This is a genomic window from Mizugakiibacter sediminis (genome assembly GCF_000953855.2).
Lineage (GTDB): Bacteria > Pseudomonadota > Gammaproteobacteria > Xanthomonadales > Rhodanobacteraceae > Mizugakiibacter > Mizugakiibacter sediminis.
Window position 1 is genome coordinate 15,887 of record NZ_DF970248.1, and the last position, 19,049, is coordinate 34,935.

A 19,049-nucleotide genomic window follows, 5' to 3' on the forward strand; every position below is an offset into this window, starting at 1 on the left:
TCTCCGCAGGGAAAGGCCGGCACCTTAAGGCGTCGTTCCACGCGGCTCAATGCGCCGCCTGCTGCGCGATTCTCGGCACCCTCGGCGCGGATTCGCGCGCCGCGGATGCGGACGCCTCGGAACCCTGCGCACGCAGCGGCACGCGCACATCCAGCCTGGTGCCCGCGCCCGGCGGCGAGCTGATCAGCAGCGACCCGCCCAGCGCGCTCAGGCGCTCGGCCATGCCGCACAGGCCGTTGCCCTTGGCGTCGACGCCGCCGCAGCCGTCGTCGCGCACGCTCATCGCCACCGCGTCACCGTCGCGCGCCACGGTGACCTCGACGCGATGCGCGTTGGCATGGCGATGCACGTTGGTCGCCGCCTCGCGCAACACCAGCGCCAGGCAGTTCTCGATGTCCGCCGGCAGCGCGAGATCCTCGCCGCAGTAGTCCAGGCGGATATTGGCGGATTCCAGCAGCAGCCGCGCCGAGGCGAGTTCGGCGGCCAGGCTGGCGGCACGGATGCCGGTCACCGCGCGGCGCACCTGCGCCAGCGCGTCGCGCGCGACGCGCTCGACCTCGCGCACTTCCTGCAGGGCCGCCGCCGGGTCGCGCTCCAGCAGCTTGCCGGCCAGCTCCGACTTCAGCGCCACCAGCGACAGCGTGTGCCCGAGCAGGTCGTGCAGGTCGCGGCCGATGCGCTCGCGCTCGGCCATCGCCGCCAGCCGGCGCACCTCCTCGTGCGACAGGCGCAGCTCGGCGTTCTGCTGCTGGTTGCGGCGGAACATCACGTTCAACAGGCCGATCGCGAAGCCCACCAGCACCGAACTGACGATGAAGACCCAGTGCGTGCCCAGCCACGCGCATTCCAGCGCGTACAGCGCCAGCATCGCCAGCATGCGGCGCACCGACATCCACGGCGTGCGCCCGGTGAAGGCCATGAACGCGCAGGCGTAGACCACGTAGCCCTGGCCGCCCGGATTGACCGGCGTGATGATGAAGCCGAGCGCGGCGATGCCGTAGGCGCTCCAGTGGACCTCGGCGACGCTGCGGTAGTAGGCGCGGAAATACAGCCACAGGAACACCGGGAACGACGCCAGCGTCGGCACCAGCCAGGGGCGGTCGCCGCCGTCGAACAGCGGCGTGGCGAAGATCCAGAACGTCCACACCAGCATCACCGCCGGGATCCAGCGCGACAGGCGCGGATCGCGGCCGGTGGCGCATGCGTTGCCGATCACCGAATCGGGAGCGACTTCGAAGAACATCCCGCAGCCTCCTTCGAGGGCATCCGCGCATGATACGCGCCAACGCGCCCCTGCCTCGCAGGCGGGCGGACGCATGGGACTAGCGATGGCGAACGCGGCGCCGGCGCCGCGCCGCCTGCAGCACGCATGCTCGGTCGCGCATACCGGCACAGGCAGTCGCTGGCATCACCGCCCGCTCGTGACAGCCGTCACTCGGGGTACCGCGGCCCTGCCCCCTGTGCTATCCTGAGCCGTATTTTTCTTTACCCATAACGAGTTACGAAATTCCGGCGGCGCCGCGGGCGCGCCGGAAGGCAGGAGGAGGAGCGATGGGCCCGATCGACAAACTGAAAGAGATGCGCGCCTGCGGCGGCCGCATCCGGACTCCCGGTCTGGACGACGCCACGGTCGAGCGCTTCGTCGCGCGCGACGCCGCGCTGGCCGGGGCCATCGAGGATGCCTACGCGCTGCACCGCGGGCTGCGCGCGTCGATGGCCGACTTCCTCGCCCTCGAAGAGCAGGAACAGATCCGCCGCGTGCAGGCCGGCTTCGTCAATTTCTATCCCGACGACGCGGTCAACCCGTACGTGGCGCTGGCCGCGCGCGGCCCCTGGATCGTCACCCTGAAGGGCGCGGTGATCCACGACAGCGGCGGCTACGGCATGCTCGGCTTCGGCCATACGCCGCAGCCGGTGCTGGAAGCGATGGCGAAGCCGGCGCCGATGGCCAACGTGATGACGCCGAATCTCGCCCAGCTGCGCTTCAGCGAGGCGGTGCGCCGCGAGATCGGCCACACCCGCGGCGGCTGCCCGTACGTGCAGTTCCTCTGCCTCAACTCCGGCTCGGAGTCGGTGTCGCTGGCCGGCCGCTTCGCCGACGTCAACGCCAGGCTGATGACCGAGCCGGGCGCGCGCCATGCCGGCCGCACGATCAAGCGCCTGGCGGTCAAGGGCGCGTTCCACGGCCGCACCGAGCGTCCGGCGATCTATTCGGACTCCTCGCGCAAGACCTACCAGCAGCACCTCGCCAGCTTCCGCCACGAGGACACGCTGATCACCGTCGAGCCCTACAGCGTCGAGCAGCTGCGCGCCGCGTTCGCGGAGGCGGACAAGCAGGGCTGGTTCATCGAGGCGATGTTCCTCGAGCCGGTGATGGGCGAAGGCGATCCGGGCCGCGCCGTCACGCCGGAGTTCTACCGGGCCGCGCGCGAACTCACCCAGGCGCACGGCACGCTGCTGCTGGTGGACTCGATCCAGGCCGGCCTGCGCGCGCATGGCGTGCTGTCGATCGTCGACTATCCGGGCTTCGAGGGCCTGGAAGCGCCGGACCTCGAGACCTATTCGAAGGCGCTGAACGCGGGCCAGTACCCGCTGTCGGTGCTGGCGGTCAACGCGCGCGCCGCCGCGCTGTACCGCAAGGGCATCTACGGCAACACCATGACCACCAATCCGCGCGCGCTGGAAGTGGCCTGCGCGGTGCTCGGCATGCTCACCCCCGAGGTACGCGCCAACATCCGCGCGCGCGGTCGCGAGTTCGTCGACAAGCTCGGCAGGCTGAAGGACGAGCTGGGCGGCCTGATCACCAAGGTGCAGGGCACCGGCCTGCTGTTCTCCTGCGAGCTGGCGCCGGTGTTCAAGTGCTACGGCGCCGGCAGCATCGAGGAGTACCTGCGCGAGCGCGGCATCGGCGTGATCCACGGCGGCGCCAACTCGCTGCGCTTCACGCCGCACTTCGACATCGGCGGCGAAGAGGTCGACCTGATCATCGCGCACGTGCGCCAGGCGCTGCGCGAGGGGCCGCGCCAGGACGCCGCGACGCCGGTCAAGGCGGCGGCCGCCTGATCCGGCGGAAAACCTGCGGACGGGTGCGCCCCACCCGCCCGCGGCGCGCGGGCGACGCGTCTCCGGCAGGCCGGGTTCAGCCGCGGAAACGGTCGGTGGCTTCGACCAGTTCGTGAGTGATACCCGGCTCGAACGCCGAGTGCCCGGCATCCGCCACGATCTTCAGTTCGGCTTCCGGCCAGGCGCGGTGCAGGTCCCAGGCACTGCGCAGCGGGCAGACCACGTCGTAGCGCCCCTGCACGATCACCGCCGGGATGCGGCGCAGGCGGTGCACGTCGCGCAGCAGCTGGCCGTCCTCCTCGAAAAAACCGCCGTGCACGAAGTAGTGGCACTCGATGCGCGCGAAAGCGAGGGCGAACTCGTCGTGGCCGCTGGCCTCGATGAAGTCCGGGTCCTGCAGCAGGAAACTGGTCGCGCCCTCCCACATCGACCAGGCGCGCGCCGCCTCCAGCCGCACGGCGGGATCGGCGTGGGTCAGGCGGCGGTGGTAGGCCCCCATCAGGTCGCCGCGTTCGCCCGGCGGGATCGGCGCGAGGTACTGTTCCCACGCGTCCGGATAGAGCGCGTCGCAGCCCTTCTGGTAGAACCACTCCAGTTCCCAGCGCCGCAGCATGAAGATGCCGCGCAGCACCAGCTCGGTGACGCGCTCGGGGTGGGTTTCCGCGTAGGCCAGCGCCAGCGTCGAGCCCCAGGAGCCGCCGAACACCTGCCAGCGCGCGATGCCGAGGTGCTCGCGCAGGCGCTCGATGTCGGCGACCAGGTGCCAGGTGGTGTTGTCGGTCAGCTCGGCGTGCGGCGTGGAGCGCCCGCAGCCGCGCTGGTCGAACAGCACGATGCGGTACGCGGCCGGGTCGAAGAAGCGCCGGCACTTCGCATTGGTGCCGCCGCCCGGGCCGCCGTGCAGGAACACCACCGGCTTGCCGGCCGGATTGCCGCACTGCTCGTAGTAGAGCGTGTGCAGATCCGAGACCTTGAGGAAGCCGCTGTCGTAGGGTTCGATCTCGGGGTACAGCGTGCGTCGCTCGGCGCTCATGGCGGATTCCGGAAACGCATCCGGCGCCACGAGGGCGCCGGAGCGGGAAACGGCAAGCCGCGATTGGTCGGGGCGGCGAGATTCGAACTCGCGACCCCCACAACCCCATTGTGGTGCGCTACCAGGCTGCGCTACGCCCCGACAGCGGCTTGCGGGAGCGGCAAGTCTAGCAGCTTTGCGGCCTCTGCTTGAAGCTCAGCGGCGCAGGATCTGCAGCACTTCCTCCAGCTCCATGCGCACCTGGCGCACGATCTGGTTGGAAATGCTGGCTTCCACGCGCGCCTGCGCGCCTTCCAGGCGCTGGCGCGCGCCGGTGATGGTGAAGCCCTGCTCGTACAGCAGCGAGCGGATCTGCCGGATCATCAGCACGTCGTGGCGCTGGTAGTAGCGCCGGTTGCCGCGCCGCTTCACCGGTTTCAGCGCCGGGAATTCCTGTTCCCAGTAGCGCAGCACGTGCGGCTTCACCCCGCACAGCTCGCTGACCTCGCCGATGGTGAAGTAGCGCTTGGCCGGGATCGCCGGCAGCTCGCTGTTACTCCCCTGATCCAGCATAGGCCTCGACCCGCACCTTGAGTTTCTGTCCCGGACGGAACGTGACCACGCGCCGGGCGGAGATCGGAATCTCCTCGCCCGTCTTGGGGTTACGACCGGGACGCTGATTCTTCTGGCGCAGGTCGAAGTTGCCGAACCCCGACAGCTTGACCTGCTCCCCCCGTTCCAGCGCCTCGCGCACGACCTCGAAGAACGCGTCGACGAATTCCTTGGCCTCGCGCTTGTTCAGGCCGACGTCCACGAACAGACGTTCAGCCATTTCCGCCTTGGTCAGCGCCATGTCAGCCTCGCAACTTCGCCCTGCATTCGCGTTCCAGCGCGGCGACCGCCGAAGCCACACAGCGATCCGCGTCTTCGTCCGTAAGCGTGCGGGAACGATCCTGCAAAATCAAGCCCATAGCGACACTCTTTCGTCCATCGCCCAAACCCGGGCCGCTGTAGCGGTCGAACACGAACAAGTCCGCGAGCTGCGCTCCCACCGCGCGGCGCACCGTGGCCTCGAGCGTATCCCAGGCCACCTCCTCGGGCAGCTCCACGGCGATGTCGCGGCGCACCATCGGGAAGCGCGAAACCGGCTCGGCACGCGGCACGCGACGCTGCGCCAACGCCTCCAGTTCCACCTCGAACGCGTAGACGTCGCCTCCCAGGTCCAGCGCCTTGGCCAGACGCGGATGCAACGCGCCGACATGGCCCACCGGCCTGCCGTCGCGCAGCACGCGCGCGCCGCGACCGGGGTGCAGCCAGGCCGGCAGCCCTTCGGTGTCGTAGCGCCATGCGCCCGGCTCGCCGCCCAGCGCGCACAGCGACTGCAAATCCCCCTTGAGATCGAAGAAATCCGAGGCGCGGGCCGGCTCTCCCCATTGTTCGGCCGCCGCCTCCCCGCAGGCCACCGCAGCGACCCGCGCCGTCTCCAACGGTGCCCCGTTCCCGGCGAGGAAACTGCGACCGATTTCAAACAGCCGCACGCGCGCCTGCTGGCGGTTGCGGTTGAGCGCCAACGCCTGCACCAGGCCCGGCAGCAGCGAGGTGCGCATCACCGCCAGGTCGGCCGACAGGGGGTTGGCCAACGCGACCGCGCCGTCCTCCAGCCCCCAAGTCCGCAGCAGGTCGGCACCGACGAAGGCATAGCAGATCGCCTCCTGGTAACCGCGCGCGGCCATCTGTTCGCGCAGCGCCGCCTCCGGCAGCCGCGCTTCGCTCTCCGGCGCCAGCGCGAACGCGCCCGCGGGCAGGCGGGCGGGGATGCGCGCATAGCCGTGGACGCGCGCGACTTCCTCGATCAGGTCTTCCTCGCGTTCGATGTCGAAGCGGCGGCTGGGCGGCGTGACGCGCCAGCCGTCGTCGTCGGCCGCCACGGTCATGCCCAGCGCGGTCAGCATGCGCGCCACCTCGGCGTCCGCCACCGCGACACCGAGCACGCGCGTCAGCCGCGCGCGGCGCAGGCGCACCGATGGGCGCGAAGGCAGGTCCTGCGCGCGCTCGGCGCTGCAGACCGGCCCTGCGGTGCCGCCGGCGATCGACAGCAGCAACGCGGTGGCGCGCTCCAGCGCGAGGCGCGGCAGCTCCGGATCGACGCCGCGCTCGAAACGGTGCGCCGCATCGCTGCTGAGACCGAGGCGGCGCGCCCGACCCATGATCGCCGGCGGCGCGAAGTGCGCGCTCTCCAGGAACACGTTGCGCGTGTCGCCGGTGACGCGCGAGGCCATCCCGCCCATCACGCCGGCCAGCGCCAACGGCCGCGCTTCGTCGGCGATCAGCAGGAAGCCCTCGTCGAGCTTCGCTTCGGTGCCGTCCAGCAGGGTCAGCGTCTCGCCGGGACGCGCGCGGCGCACCACGATGTCGCCGTCGAGCTTGTCGTCGTCGAACGCATGCAACGGCTGGCCCAGCTCCAGCATCACGTAGTTGGTGACGTCGACCACCGCCGCGATCGGCCGCAGGCCCGCGCGGCGCAGGCGCTCGGCCATCCACAGCGGCGTCGGCGCGGCGGGATCGATGCCGGCGATCACGCGGCCGAGGTAGCGCGGGCAGTCGGCGCCGGCCTCGAGCCGGATGCCGCGCGTCGCGTCGGCGGCGGACGCCACCGGCTCGATGCGCGGCGGGCGCACCGCGCCGCCGAACTGCGCGGCGACATCGTAGGCCAGGCCGAGCATGCCGAGACAGTCGGGGCGGTTCGGGGTCAGCTTCAGCTCGATGCTGGCATCGGGCAGGCCGAGGTAGCGCGCCAGCGGGGTGCCGACCGGCGCGTCAGCCGGCAGCTCCAGCAGGCCGGAGGCGTCGGCGTCGAGGCCGAGCTCCTTTGCCGAGCACAGCATGCCCTGCGATTCCACGCCGCGCAGCCTGGCGGCCCGGATCGCCACGCCGTCCGGCAACCGCGCGCCGATCGTGGCCAGCGGCGCCTTCAGGCCAGGACGCGCATTGGGCGCGCCGCAGACGATCTGCAGCGGCGCGCCCTGCCCCACATGCACCGCGCACACGCGCAGACGGTCGGCGTCGGGATGCGGCCGCGCCTCGACGATCTCGGCCACGACCACGCCGTCCAGGCCGCCGCCGAGCGCGCTCACCGATTCGACCTCGAGGCCGGACATGGTGAGCCGTTCGACCAGCGCCGCGCGGTCCGCCGGCACATCCACCAGTTCGCGCAGCCAGTTCTCGCTGAATTTCACGGCGTACTCCGCGGGACTCGGAACTCGGGACTCGGGACTCGGGCGAGGCGGCACGCCCTCGTGTGCGGCACGCGGCATGCCGCTTTCCGCGTTTTCGGGAAGCACGACGTTTTCCGGCAATCGTCGAGCAGGCGTGTCATGGCGTCGACTCCAACGGTGGCGCACGAGAACGGAGGCATCCGGACAGGACCGGAGCCGGCGACGCGTCCGCGTCCCGTCGAGCCCCGCGTCCCGAGTGCCGCGTCCCGCGCCATCAGGCGAACTGCCGCAGGAAGCGCAGGTCGTTCTCGAAGAACGCGCGCAGGTCGCCGACGCCGTAGCGCAGCATGGCGAAGCGCTCGATGCCGAGGCCGAACGCGAAGCCGGTGTAGCGCTCCGGATCGATGCCGCAGTTGCGCAGCACGTTCGGATGCACCATGCCGCAGCCGAGCACCTCCAGCCAGCGCTCGCTGCCGTCGGCCGCGTCCCAGCGGATGTCGACCTCCGCGGACGGCTCGGTGAACGGGAAGTAGCTCGGACGGAAGCGCATCTCGAAGTCGCGCTCGAAGAAGGCGCGGATGAATTCCGCCAGCGTGCCCTTCAGGTCGGCGAAGCTGGAGGTTTCGTCGACCAGCAGGCCCTCGATCTGGTGGAACATCGGCGAATGCGTCTGGTCGGAATCGCTGCGGTAGACCTTGCCGGGCGCGATGATGCGGATCGGCGGCTGCCGGCCCTGCATCGCGCGCACCTGCACCGGCGAGGTGTGCGTGCGCAACAGGCGCCCGTCGCCGAAGTAGAAGGTGTCGTGCATCGCCCGCGCGGGATGGTGCGGCGGGAAGTTCAGCGCCTCGAAGTTGTGCCAGTCGTCCTCGATCTCGGGGCCGTCGGCGCGCTGGTAGCCGAGCCGCGCGAAGATCGCGGCGATGCGCTCCAGCGTGCGCGTGAGCGGATGGATGCCGCCGCGCTCGCCGCGCCGGCCCGGCAGGGTCACGTCCAGCCGCTCGGAAGCGAGGCGCTGCGCGAAGGCAGCCTCTTCCAGCATCTGCCTGCGTGCGGCGATCGCTTCCGCAAGGCGGTCGCGGGCGCGGTTGAGCTCGGCGCCGCGCGCCTTACGCTGCTCCGGCGGCAACGCGCCCAACTGCTTCAACTGTTCGGTGATGAAACCGCTCTTGCCGAGCAGGGCCACGCGCTGCGCCTCCAGCGCGTCCAGGCTGTCGACGCCGGCGATCGCGGCCAGCGCTTCTTCGATGCGGGTTGCGAGTGCGTCCATCGCCCTTTCCGGGTCAAATCGTGCCCAGCAGAAACGGCGTGGGGAGCGAGACCGGCCCGCTCCCCACGTGATCCGCTGCGCCGGCGCGCGGCCGGCGCATGAAGCGCCTGCGTCGGATTACGCGGCCAGGCTGGCCTTCGCTTTCTCGGCGAGCGCGCCGAACGCCTTGAGGTCGTGCACCGCAAGGTCGGCCAGCACCTTGCGGTCGACCGCGACCTGCGCCTTGGCCAGGCCGTTGATCAGCCGGCTGTAGGACAGGCCGAACTGGCGGGCCGCGGCGTTGATGCGCACGATCCACAGCGCGCGGAACTGGCGCTTGCGCTGCTTGCGGCCGATGTAGGCGTACTGGCCGGCCTTGGTGACGGCCTGCTTGGCGACGCGCAGGACCTTGCGGCGCGCGTTGTAGTAGCCCTTGGCCTGGCCGATGATCTTCTTGTGACGACGACGGGCGGTTACGCCACGCTTGACACGAGCCATGGTGGTGACCTCCTCGTCTTACAGGTAGGGCAGCATGCGCGCGACGCTCTTCTGGTCGCACTCGCGCACGTGGTTGGGGGCGCGCAGGGCGCGCTTACGCTTGGTCGCCTTCTTGGTGAGGATGTGCGACTTGAAGGCGTGGCCGGCCTTGAACTTGCCGGAGGCGGTCTTGCGGAACCGCTTGGCGGCGGCCCGGTTGGTCTTGATCTTGGGCATGTCGATGCTCCAACGACGGTTATTGGACTGATCCGGGCGACGGCCGCAGCCGCGCTTTCCATCCCTGCCCGAACCGGCTTGTGGATCCGCCGGAGCGGATCCTTGCTGCGCCGCCGGCCGCCTCCGCGGCCGGCGGGATGCCCTTGCGGGCGAAACCGGCTTCCTCTGCGGGCCGAAAGGCGCCGCAGGGCCGCCTAGTCTACCCGATCGGAAGCGGGCCGGCTCGCGCAAGCGGGAAACCCGGCCCTCGACGCAAACCTGCCCCTCACGCCTTGATCCCGTCGGCGCGAGATGCGCTTCGACGCATCTCGCGTCACTTCGCGGCTCGCCCTCTCCCGTCGGCGGGAGAGGGGCACGCGACGGGCCGCACGGGAGTCGCACCACTCCGCTTCTGTCGCGAGCCGACGCTCCCGGCCGGAATCAACTCTTCTTCTTGGGGGCGATCATCATCACCATCTGCCGCCCCTCGAGCCGCGGGAACTGCTCGACCACGCCCTCCTCGCCCACATCCGCCTGGATGCGCTGGGCCAGGTTGTGGCCGAGTTCCTGATGCGACATTTCGCGGCCGCGGAAGCGGATGGTGACCTTGACCTTGTCGCCTTCCTCGAGGAAGCGAAGCATGTTGCGCAGCTTGATCTGGTAGTCGCCGACGTCCGTCGTGGGACGGAACTTCAGCTCCTTGATCTCGACCTGCTTCTGCTTCTTCTTCGCCGCCTGCGCCTTCTTCTGCTGCTCGAACTTGAACTTGCCGAAGTCCATGATGCGGCAGACCGGCGGCTCGGCGTTCGGCTGGATCTCGACCAGATCCATGCCCGCGTCCTCGGCCATCCTCAGCGCCTCGTCGCGGGACAGGATGCCGACCTGTTCCCCGTCGGCGCCGATCACGCGCACTCGCGGAACACGGATCTCGTGATTCCGGCGGGTGGCCTTGTTGTCGGTGGTGGCGATACTGCGTCCTCCCAGCGGGTTTCAGTCTGCGGTGCCGCCCGAGCGAGCGGGGCCGGCTTCCGCACTCAGCCGCTCGACGAAGGCCGGCAGCGGCAGGCTGCCGAGGTCCTCGCCCGAGCGAGTGCGCACAGAAACGGCGCCCGTCTCCTTCTCGCGGTCACCGACCACGAGCAGGTAGGGCACCTTCTGCAGCGTATGCTCGCGGATTTTATAGCCGATCTTCTCGTTGCGCAAATCCGCCTGCGCACGGAAGCCTTTGTCTACAAGGGCTTGCGCCACCCCCCGGGCATAGTCGGCCTGGGCGTCGGTGATGTTGAGGACCGCCGCCTGCACCGGCGCCAGCCACGGCGGCAGGTTGCCGGCGTGGTGCTCGATCAGGATGCCGATGAAGCGCTCCATCGAGCCCACGATCGCCCGGTGCAGCATCACCGGATGGCGGCGCTGCGAGTGCTCGTCGACGTACTCGGCGCCGAGCCGCTGCGGCATCATGAAGTCGACCTGCATGGTGCCGACCTGCCAGGCGCGGCCGATCGAGTCCTTCATGTGGTACTCGATCTTCGGACCGTAGAAGGCGCCCTCGCCCGGTAGCTCTTCCCAGCCGACGCCGGCGCTGCGCAGCGCGGCGCGCAACGCCTCCTCGGCCCTGTCCCAGACCTCGTCGGAGCCGAGCCGCTTCTCCGGACGCAGCGCGATCTTCAGCGCGATGTCGCTGAAGCCGAAGTCCGCGTACACCTGCATCGCCTGCCGATGGAACGCCGTCACTTCGGGCTCGATCTGGTCCTCGGTGCAGAAGATGTGCCCGTCGTCCTGGGTGAAGGCGCGCACGCGCATGATGCCGTGCAGCGCGCCGGACGGCTCGTTGCGATGGCAGCCGCCGAACTCGCCGTAACGGATCGGCAGGTCGCGGTAGCTGCGCAGGTCGGAGTTGAAGATCTGCACGTGGCCCGGGCAGTTCATCGGCTTCACCGCGTAAGTGCGCTTCTCCGACTCGGTGAAGAACATGTTCTCCTTGTAGTTGTCCCAGTGGCCGGAGCGCTGCCACAGCGACACGTCGAGGATCTGCGGGCAGCGCACCTCCTGATAGCCGGACGCCTTGTAGACGCGGCGCATGTACTGCTCGACCGTCTGCCAGATCGCCCAGCCTTTCGGGTGCCAGAACACCATGCCCGGCGCCTCTTCCTGCTGGTGGAACAGGTCGAGCTGCCTGGCGATCTTGCGGTGGTCGCGCTTTTCCGCCTCCTCGAGCATGGCGAGGTAGGCCTTGAGATCCTTGTCGTTCAGCCAGGCGGTGCCGTAGATGCGGCTGAGCATCTGCTTGCTGCTGTCGCCGCGCCAGTAGGCGCCGGCCACTTTCATCAGCTTGAACGCGCGCAGCTTGCCGGTGTTGGGCACGTGCGGGCCGCGGCAGAGGTCGGTGAACTCGCCCTGCGTGTACAGCGACAGTTCCTCGCCGGCCGGGATGCCCTCGATGATCTCGGCCTTGTAGATCTCGCCGATGCCGCGAAAGAAGCGGATCGCTTCGTCGCGCGACTTCACGCTGCGCACGACCGGCAACTGCTCCTTGACGATCCTCTCCATCTCCGCCTCGATCTTCGGCAGATCCTCCGGCGTGAACGGGCGCTCGTAGGCGAAGTCGTAATAGAAGCCGTTGTCGATCACCGGGCCGATCGTCACCTGCGCGCCGGGGTACAGACGCTGCACGGCCTGCGCCAGCAGGTGCGCGGTGGAATGGCGCAGGATCTCCAGCGCCTCCGCGCTCTTCTCGGTGACGATCTCGACGCGGGCATCGCGGTCGATGACGTGGCTGGCGTCGACCAGCCTGCCGTCGACCTTGCCGGCCAGGGCGGCCTTGGCCAGGCCGGCGCCGATCGAGGCGGCGACCTCCTGCACCGACACGGGATGATCGAAGGATTTCGTGCTGCCGTCGGGAAGGGTGATCGTGATCATGGATGGCCGGATCGCAAGCAACAAAAAAGGGCGCGAGGCGCCCTTGGGTCACAGACAAGGCAAGGCCGCGCGCGTCGGTTCAGCGTGGGAAGCGCGTAGTCCTCATGTCGCACACTCGACCGCCGGTTGCCCGCGGCCACCTCGTCGTGGTGATGGTGGAGAACCGGCGTCAAGCTTGGTCATCGCGGCGCCGCTTGTCAATGCGGGGCCGCAAACGACGAACCCCGCGCGGCGGCGGGGTTCGCGTGCAACAGCGGTCGCCGACCGCGATCAGCGGGCCGAATCCGCCCTTTCCCCGCCGCGACGGCGCTGTGTCGTCGCATCGACCGCCGATGCCCCGCTCGGCGCATGGCGATGCTCGCGCAGCGGGTCCTTCATCGTCCCGGCGGTATCGCCAAGCCGGTACCAGCGCGCGCCGTTCGATGCGTTTGCCGTCTGCTGCGAGTCGTCGTCGTTTGCGGCAGGCCCGTTGCTGGCACTGCTGGCGGGCGTCGCCGGCGTCGGCTCCACCGCCGGCGACGAGGACGGCGCAGCGGTGCTGCCGGAATCGTAGACGGCGAGGCGCTTCTTCAGGCCGGACGCAGGCACGGCCCCGGCCGGCAACTGCACCATGTACGCATCCACGTCCGTGTCGCTGCTCGAACCCCAGTTCGAGTTGAACAGGATGCGCGTGAAGTCCCGGTTCACCGCCGCCTGCGGCTCCGACCAGTAGCCGGCCACGTTGCTGTGGTGGAACGCGATGTTGTAAATCCGCGGGTTCGCCTTCAGCTCCAGCGCGAACAGGTGGTCCATGTACCAGCGGTGCGGCCCCGTCCCCGCATAGGTGCCGATCAGCGCCCAGCCCGGCTTGTTGAACGCCTTCATCGACACGTGCAGCGCCGTCGCGCTGCCGCTGATGTACGTCGGCATCAGGTCCGTGCGCACCCCGGTGTCCAGGTCCACCATGAAGATGTCGCCCAGGTTCGCCTGGAAGTCGATCGACACGTACACGTCGTCCCCGTTCGGCAGCACGCCAAGGTCCGAGTGCTCGCTCGAATGGTGCAACTGCACCCGCCGGCTGAAGTCCGGCGTGTAGGCATAGGTCCCGTCCAGCCACGACGGCACCACCCAGCGCCCCGACGGGCTCATGCTGATGTGGTCCGGACGGTTGCCGTTCGTGCTCATCGAACCCACCAGCCGGTTCTGCACCGTGTCCCACACGATCAGCCCCAGGCTGTTCCAGTTCGCGTCGTCCACCATCAGGCCCCAGTAGCGACCGTCCCGCGACGGCGAGCCTTCCGACTTCGTCCACACGTGCGCCGCGCTCGGCCACGGCAGCTTGCCGGTGAAGTCCGCCACCGTGGTGATCGCCCCGGTGTCCACGTTCATCGCATACAACTTCAGCCCGCCGTTGGTCGGCGTGAAGTACAGCTTCTTCGGGTCCACCGGGTCCCATTGCAGCTCGGCGTCGCCGGCCGGACCGTTCAGCACCTTGATGTACTTCAGCGTGTTGGCGTCGTACAGGTGCCAGTAGCCGCCGTCCGAATAGACGAAGAAGTAGCTCATGTCCGCGTTGAACGGCTCGCGGCGCGAGTAGTCGTTGCGCGCGAAGGTCGTCGGCGGCTCGACGTCATGCTGGGTCGCCCGCACCACGCAGGTGCCGAACACCGGATCCGTGGTGATCGCGCCCTTGGCCGGGCGCGCCAGGTTGGGCACGGCCGCATCGACCTGCCCTTGCGGCAGCTGGAAACCCGACGCGTAGAAATTCGCGCAGGGGCCGCCGGAAACGGTCTGGGAGAACGTCGGCGCGCTGGCCACGCTGGCCAGCAGCCCGACTGCGAGCGCCACCGGGAGAAGCTTTCTGTTTGGGTACATCGCGTCACCTTCGGTACTGCAACTGCAGGGGACGCGGACCTTAGCCCGCCCGTACGCACGCGAATTGCGAACGGGATCGCATTCGAGCGCGACCAGGGGCGGGATCACGCGCATTTCGTGACGTGCGTTTCAGGAACATTCACGAAACAAATCAACGCGTTAAGAGTACATATTTCGAACATTGATAATCGCACATGAATATTTTTGTATACATTTTCTAAATTGTGGCCGTGATTCCGCCGCGGACCGCGCCATGGCGGCCGCGGCCATCGCGCATCCCCTGCTGCTGCGCGCGGGGACGGCGGCGGGGATTGCAATTCGCGGCGCGCTTGCCGAGAGTGCGCGCACCTTCGACGACAGACCCACGCACGCGGATGACTCGTCCCCGCATCACCCTGATCGGCGCCGGCCTGGTCGGCGGACTGCTGGCGACGCTGCTGGCGCAGCGCGGCTTCCGCGTCGAGGTGTTCGAGCGCCGCCCCGACCCGCGCGTCGCCGGCTTCACCGGCGGCCGCTCGATCAACCTCGCCCTGGCCGAGCGCGGTTTGCACGCCTTGCGCCAGGCCGGCCTGAACGAGGCGGTGATGCGGCAGGCGGTGATGATGCGCGGACGCATGGTCCACGACCGCGACGGCCGCACCAACCTGCAGCGCTACGGCGTCGACGACCGCGAGGTGATCTGGTCGGTGTCGCGCGGCGGCCTCAACATGCTGCTGCTGGATGCCGCCGAACGCGCCGGCGCGAGCCTGCATTTCGGCCAGCGCCTGCTGACCGCCGACTTCGCCGCCGGCACGATCGAGCTCGAGGACCCCGCCGGCGCGCGCCGTACGCACGCCGCCGGGCTGCTGCTGGGCGCGGACGGCGCGGGCTCCGCGCTGCGCGCGGCGATCGACTGCGTGACGCCGCTGGGCGAGCGCGTCGAGCCGCTGGGGCACGGCTACAAGGAACTGGAGATCCCTCCGCTCGCGGACTTCCCCGCCGGCACCCTGCCGCCCGCGCTGGCGGCGGCGCGCGCGCGCGGCGAGCGCTTCGCGCTGGAGGCGCACGCGCTGCACATCTGGCCGCGCGGCGGCTACATGTGCATCGCCCTGCCCAACGCCGAGGGCAGCTTCACCGTCACCCTGTTCCTGCCGAATACCGGCGCGCACCCCAGTTTCGCCACGGTGCGCAACGCCGCGAAGGCGCGGCCGTTCTTCCGCGACGACTTCGCCGACGCGCTGGAGCTGATGCCGGCCTTCGACGTCGACTACGACGCGCATCCGGTCGGCGCGCTGGCCACGCTCTACCTCGACCGCTGGCGCCTCGGCGGCCAGGCGCTGCTGCTCGGCGACGCCGCGCACGCCATCGTGCCGTTCCACGGCCAGGGCATGAACGCCGGTTTCGAGGACGCCGCCGAGCTGGCGCCGCTGCTGGACGCGGAGCCCGGCGACCCCGCCGCCGTGTTCGCCGAGTTCGAGCGCCGCCGCCGCCCCAACGCCGAGGCGATCGCGGCGATGGCGATCGAGAACTACATCGAGATGCGCGACGCGGTGGCCGATCCGCACTTCCTGCTGAAGCGCGCGCTGGGCGAGGCGCTGACGCAACGCGCGCCGCGGCATTTCAAGTCGCGCTACCGCCTGGTCAGCTTCACCCGCGTGCCCTACGCCTACGCGCGCGAACGCGGCCGCGCGCAGGACGCGCTGCTCGAGGAGCTGCTGCGCGGCCACGCCTCGCTGGACACGCTGGACATGGAGGCCGCCGCGGCGCGGGTGCGCGCCGAATTGCCGCCGCTGCCCGCCGATGCCGGCGTCTGAGGCGCTGCGGCGCGCCTGGCTCGCCACGCAATACCGCGTGCGCCTGCCGCGCGGCGGCTACGCCGCGATCCGCATCGGCGCGCCGCTGCCGGCCGCGCTGCGCCCGCTGCTCGTCGCGGAGGACGAGCCATGGGGCTTCATCACTGCCTGGAATCCGCGCGCGCAGGCGCGTGGGCGCGCCGCCAACCGCGCCGCGCAGCGCGCGCTGCTGCAGGCGCTGCGCGAGCGCGGCGCGCGCCTGCGCGCCGGGACCGGCGTCGGCGCCGACGGCTGGCGCGAGCCCAGCCTGTTCGCGCTCGGCATCGACTTCGATGCGCTGGATGCGCTGGCCGCGCGCTTCGAGCAGGCCGCGATCGTGCGCGGCCGCGGCGGCGGCCGCGCCGAACTGCGCGAATATGTCTGAGACCGCGACGCAAGGCCGCATGGACAGCCCGCGACCCCGCTGGGACAATGGCCGGCCGGAGTTCCGCCCTCGATGACCACCAGCCCTCCCACCGCAGCCCTGCTCGAAGCGCGGGGCCTGGCGTTCGCGCGCAACGACGAGCCCGTGTTCGGGCCGCTCGACCTCGCGCTGGGGCGCGGCGAGACGCTGCTGGTCGAGGGCGACAACGGCTCCGGCAAGACCACCCTGCTGCGCGTGCTGGCCGGGCTGCTGCCGGCCGGCGCGGGCGAGATCCGCTTCGACGGCGCGCCGCTGCGGCGCGAGGCGCTGGCTGGACGCGCGCTGTTCCTCGGCCATCAGCTCGGCCTCAAGCTCGACCTGTCGTGCATCGAGAACCTGCGCCACTTCGTCGCGCTGTACGGCCAGCGCGACGGCCTCACGCCCGCCGCGGCGATCGACCAGGTCGGCCTCGCCGGCTACGGCGACGAACCGGTGCGGCGCCTTTCGGCCGGACAGAAGAAGCGCGCCGCGCTGGCGCGCCTGCTGCTGGCGCCGGCCGAGCTGTGGCTGCTGGACGAGCCGTTCGCCAACCTCGACCGCCACGGCATCGCGCTGGTCAACCGCCTGCTGGCCGCGCATGCCGCGCGTGGCGGCGCGGCGCTGGTGACCAGCCACGGCGCGGTCAGCTTCGTCGATCCGTCGGCCAGGCACCTGTGCCTGGAATTGCGCGCATGAGGCCCGGCTCGACCGCCGCCGCCTGCGCCGCGGTGCTGCGCCGCGACCTGCTGCTGGCCTGGCGCCGCCGCGGCGATGCCGCGTTCCCGGTGCTGTACGCGCTGATCGTGGCGACGCTGTTTCCGTTCGCGCTCGGCCCGGAGGACGCGCTGCTGGCGCGCATCGCCGCCGGCATCGTGCTGGTGACGGTGCTGCTGGCGATGTTGCTGGCGCTGGACGCGCTGTTCCGCCCCGACCTCGAGGACGGCAGCCTCGAGCTGCTGCTGCTGGCGCCGCAGCCGCTGCCGCTGCTGCTCGGCATGAAGATCCTCGCGCACTGGATCACCACCGCGCTGCCGCTGATCGTGATCGCGCCGCTGCTGGCGACGATGCTGCACCTGCCGGCGCAAGCGCAGGCGGTGCTGCTGGCGGCGCTGCTGCTGGGCACGCCGCTGCTCAGCCTGCTCGGCGCCGTGCTGGTCGCGCTCACGGCCGGCACGTACCGCTCTGGTATGCTGTTGGCCTTGATGCTGCTGCCGCTGACCGTGCCCGTGGTGATCTTCGCCGCCGGCGCGGTGTCCGCGGCCGAGGCCGGGCTGCCCCACCTCGCGCCCCTGCTCTGGCTGGGCGCCGCACTGGCCCTGGCCCTGGTGCTGGCGCCGCTGGCCTGCGCGGCCGCCCTCAGGATCGCCCTCGACGCATGAACACGCTCGCCCTGTGGTTCCACAAGCTCGGTTCGCCACCGACCTTCTACCGCTTCGCCGGCGCGCTGCGGCCGTGGCTGCTGGCGCTGGCGCTGCTCGCCGGCGCGATCGGCCTGTACGGCGGCCTGGTGCTGGCGCCCGCCGATTACCAGCAGGGCGACGCCTATCGCATCATCTTCATCCACGTGCCGAGCGCGTGGATGAGCCTGTTCGTCTACGCCTGCATGGCGGTGGCCGGCTTCGTCGCGCTGGTGTGGCGCATCAAGCTGGCCGAGATCGTCGCCATGGAATGCGCGCCGATCGGCGCCACGTTCACCTTCATCACCCTGGTCACCGGCTCGCTGTGGGGCAAGCCGATGTGGGGCACGTGGTGGACCTGGGACGCGCGGCTCACCTCGGAACTGGTGCTGCTGTTCCTCTACCTCGGCGTGATCGGCCTCTACTACGCCATCGAGGACCGCCGCAAGGCGGCGCGCGCGGCGGCGTTCCTCGCCCTGGTCGGCATCGTCAACCTGCCGATCGTGCATTTCTCGGTGGTGTGGTGGAACACGCTGCACCAGGGCTCGACCGTGCGCATCCTCGGTCCTTCGCACATCGCGCCGTCGATGCTGTGGCCGCTGCTGACGATGGCCCTCGCCGCCAAGTTCTATTTCGGCGCCAGCCTGCTCGGCCGCGCGCGCGTCGCGCTGCTGGCGCAGGAAGGCGGCAAGGACTGGGTGCGCGCGCTGGCGCAGGCGGAGGGCGGGGCATGAGCGCGTTCTTCGCCATGGGCGGCTACGCCGCCTACGTCTGGCCGGCCTACGCGGTGTTCTTCGCCGTGCTGGCCTGGGACTACGCCGCGCCCGCGCTGCGCCGCCGCCGCGCGCTACGGGAACTGCGCGCGCGCCTCGCGCGTCAAAGCGCGCGCAAGGGAGCCTCCGCATGAATCCGACCCGCAAGCGCCGCATGACCCTGGTGCTGCTGATCCTCGGCGCCGTCGGCGTCGCCGCCGCGCTGACCGTCTACGCGCTGCAGCAGAACATGAACTACCTGCTGACGCCGAGCCAGGTGCTGGCCGGCCAGGGCGCCGGCTACAAGACCTTCCGCCTGGGCGGCATGGTCAAGACCGGCTCGGTGCGCCGCGACGCGCATTCGCTCACCGTCGACTTCACCGTCACCGACGGCGACCACGACCTGCCGGTCGAGTACACCGGCATCCTGCCCGACCTGTTCCGCGAGAACCAGGCGGTGATCGCCACCGGCCACATGGACGGCGCGCGCTTCGTCGCCACCGAGGTGCTGGCCAAGCACGACGAGAACTACATGCCGAAGGAGCTCGCCGCGGCGATGGCGAAGGCGCACGCCAAGCATCATGTCGGGACTCCGGACCCGGGCCCCGGGACTCGGCAAGAGTCCGCTCCCGCACCGAGCCCCTGAATCCGGAATGCAACGCATGAGTAGCCGCATGCTTCGCT

At 70.3% G+C, this 19,049-nt stretch carries 19 protein-coding genes and 1 tRNA gene; 8 read left to right on the forward strand and 12 right to left on the reverse strand.

The features are described from left to right. Window positions 1–46: 46 nt before the first annotated feature. Window positions 47–1,243, reverse strand: coding sequence for a sensor histidine kinase (locus tag MBSD_RS13255; protein ID WP_062537781.1), 1,197 nt, complete (start codon window positions 1,241–1,243; stop codon window positions 47–49). Between the two features lie 308 nt (window positions 1,244–1,551). Between MBSD_RS13255 and MBSD_RS13260 the strand changes: the two genes are divergently transcribed. Next, window positions 1,552–3,063, forward strand: a complete 1,512-nt coding sequence (locus MBSD_RS13260) for an aminotransferase class III-fold pyridoxal phosphate-dependent enzyme (protein ID WP_062537782.1) — start codon at window positions 1,552–1,554, stop codon at window positions 3,061–3,063. A gap of 76 nt (window positions 3,064–3,139) precedes the next feature. On the opposite strand, the gene pip is transcribed toward MBSD_RS13260, so the two are convergent. From pip to MBSD_RS13315, 11 genes are all read right to left on the reverse strand, one after another. Continuing rightward, complete coding sequence (pip, locus tag MBSD_RS13265; protein ID WP_062537783.1) at window positions 3,140–4,096, reverse strand: prolyl aminopeptidase; 957 nt, start codon at window positions 4,094–4,096, stop codon at window positions 3,140–3,142. 64 nt (window positions 4,097–4,160) lie between these two features. After that, window positions 4,161–4,237, reverse strand: a tRNA-Pro gene (locus MBSD_RS13270). A 54-nt stretch (window positions 4,238–4,291) separates the two neighbouring features. After that, on the reverse strand, window positions 4,292–4,648 hold the full coding sequence (locus MBSD_RS13275; protein ID WP_062537784.1) for a MerR family transcriptional regulator: 357 nt from the start codon (window positions 4,646–4,648) through the stop codon (window positions 4,292–4,294). Then, on the reverse strand, window positions 4,629–4,928 hold the full coding sequence (ihfA, locus tag MBSD_RS13280; protein ID WP_062537785.1) for an integration host factor subunit alpha: 300 nt from the start codon (window positions 4,926–4,928) through the stop codon (window positions 4,629–4,631). Before ihfA ends, MBSD_RS13275 begins: the two co-directional genes overlap by 20 nt. A gap of 1 nt (window position 4,929) precedes the next feature. Continuing rightward, window positions 4,930–7,311, reverse strand: coding sequence for a phenylalanine--tRNA ligase subunit beta (gene pheT / locus MBSD_RS13285; RefSeq protein ID WP_062537786.1), 2,382 nt, complete (start codon window positions 7,309–7,311; stop codon window positions 4,930–4,932). 253 nt (window positions 7,312–7,564) lie between these two features. Then, window positions 7,565–8,560: a phenylalanine--tRNA ligase subunit alpha gene (gene pheS, locus MBSD_RS13290; RefSeq protein ID WP_062537787.1), complete on the reverse strand. Its 996-nt coding sequence runs from the start codon at window positions 8,558–8,560 to the stop codon at window positions 7,565–7,567. A 117-nt stretch (window positions 8,561–8,677) separates the two neighbouring features. Beyond that, the gene (gene rplT / locus MBSD_RS13295) at window positions 8,678–9,037 is read right to left on the reverse strand and encodes a 50S ribosomal protein L20 (RefSeq protein ID WP_062537788.1); all 360 of its coding nucleotides are present in this window, start codon (window positions 9,035–9,037) and stop codon (window positions 8,678–8,680) included. A gap of 18 nt (window positions 9,038–9,055) precedes the next feature. Beyond that, window positions 9,056–9,253 carry a 50S ribosomal protein L35 gene (rpmI, locus tag MBSD_RS13300; RefSeq protein ID WP_062537789.1) on the reverse strand — a complete coding sequence of 66 codons (198 nt, stop codon included), beginning with the start codon at window positions 9,251–9,253 and terminating at the stop codon, window positions 9,056–9,058. Window positions 9,254–9,673: 420 nt separating this feature from the next. After that, window positions 9,674–10,201 carry a translation initiation factor IF-3 gene (gene infC / locus MBSD_RS13305; protein WP_336603267.1) on the reverse strand — a complete coding sequence of 176 codons (528 nt, stop codon included), beginning with the start codon at window positions 10,199–10,201 and terminating at the stop codon, window positions 9,674–9,676. Window positions 10,202–10,222: 21 nt separating this feature from the next. Further along, window positions 10,223–12,148, reverse strand: coding sequence for a threonine--tRNA ligase (thrS, locus tag MBSD_RS13310; protein WP_062537791.1), 1,926 nt, complete (start codon window positions 12,146–12,148; stop codon window positions 10,223–10,225). Window positions 12,149–12,418: 270 nt separating this feature from the next. Further along, the gene (locus MBSD_RS13315) at window positions 12,419–14,110 is read right to left on the reverse strand and encodes a TolB-like translocation protein (RefSeq protein WP_237071814.1); all 1,692 of its coding nucleotides are present in this window, start codon (window positions 14,108–14,110) and stop codon (window positions 12,419–12,421) included. Window positions 14,111–14,376: 266 nt separating this feature from the next. Between MBSD_RS13315 and MBSD_RS13320 the strand changes: the two genes are divergently transcribed. From MBSD_RS13320 to ccmE, 7 genes are all read left to right on the forward strand, one after another. Next, window positions 14,377–15,795 carry an FAD-dependent oxidoreductase gene (locus tag MBSD_RS13320; RefSeq protein ID WP_062537793.1) on the forward strand — a complete coding sequence of 473 codons (1,419 nt, stop codon included), beginning with the start codon at window positions 14,377–14,379 and terminating at the stop codon, window positions 15,793–15,795. Continuing rightward, window positions 15,782–16,198, forward strand: a complete 417-nt coding sequence (locus tag MBSD_RS13325) for a DUF3293 domain-containing protein (protein ID WP_062537794.1) — start codon at window positions 15,782–15,784, stop codon at window positions 16,196–16,198. The genes MBSD_RS13320 and MBSD_RS13325 overlap by 14 nt, the downstream gene beginning before the upstream one ends. Window positions 16,199–16,270: 72 nt before the next feature. Continuing rightward, entirely contained in the window at window positions 16,271–16,912 is a 642-nt protein-coding gene (gene ccmA / locus MBSD_RS13330) for a heme ABC exporter ATP-binding protein CcmA (protein ID WP_062537795.1), read from the forward strand. Beyond that, a complete protein-coding gene (gene ccmB / locus MBSD_RS13335) occupies window positions 16,909–17,595 on the forward strand; it encodes a heme exporter protein CcmB (RefSeq protein WP_062537796.1) in 687 nt (228 codons plus the stop codon). The genes ccmA and ccmB overlap by 4 nt, the downstream gene beginning before the upstream one ends. Further along, window positions 17,592–18,347, forward strand: a complete 756-nt coding sequence (locus tag MBSD_RS13340; RefSeq protein ID WP_062537797.1) for a heme ABC transporter permease — start codon at window positions 17,592–17,594, stop codon at window positions 18,345–18,347. Before ccmB ends, MBSD_RS13340 begins: the two co-directional genes overlap by 4 nt. After that, complete coding sequence (gene ccmD / locus MBSD_RS13345; protein WP_062537798.1) at window positions 18,344–18,520, forward strand: heme exporter protein CcmD; 177 nt, start codon at window positions 18,344–18,346, stop codon at window positions 18,518–18,520. Before MBSD_RS13340 ends, ccmD begins: the two co-directional genes overlap by 4 nt. Next, window positions 18,517–19,011 carry a cytochrome c maturation protein CcmE gene (ccmE, locus tag MBSD_RS13350; RefSeq protein WP_062537799.1) on the forward strand — a complete coding sequence of 165 codons (495 nt, stop codon included), beginning with the start codon at window positions 18,517–18,519 and terminating at the stop codon, window positions 19,009–19,011. The genes ccmD and ccmE overlap by 4 nt, the downstream gene beginning before the upstream one ends. Window positions 19,012–19,049: the final 38 nt, after the last annotated feature.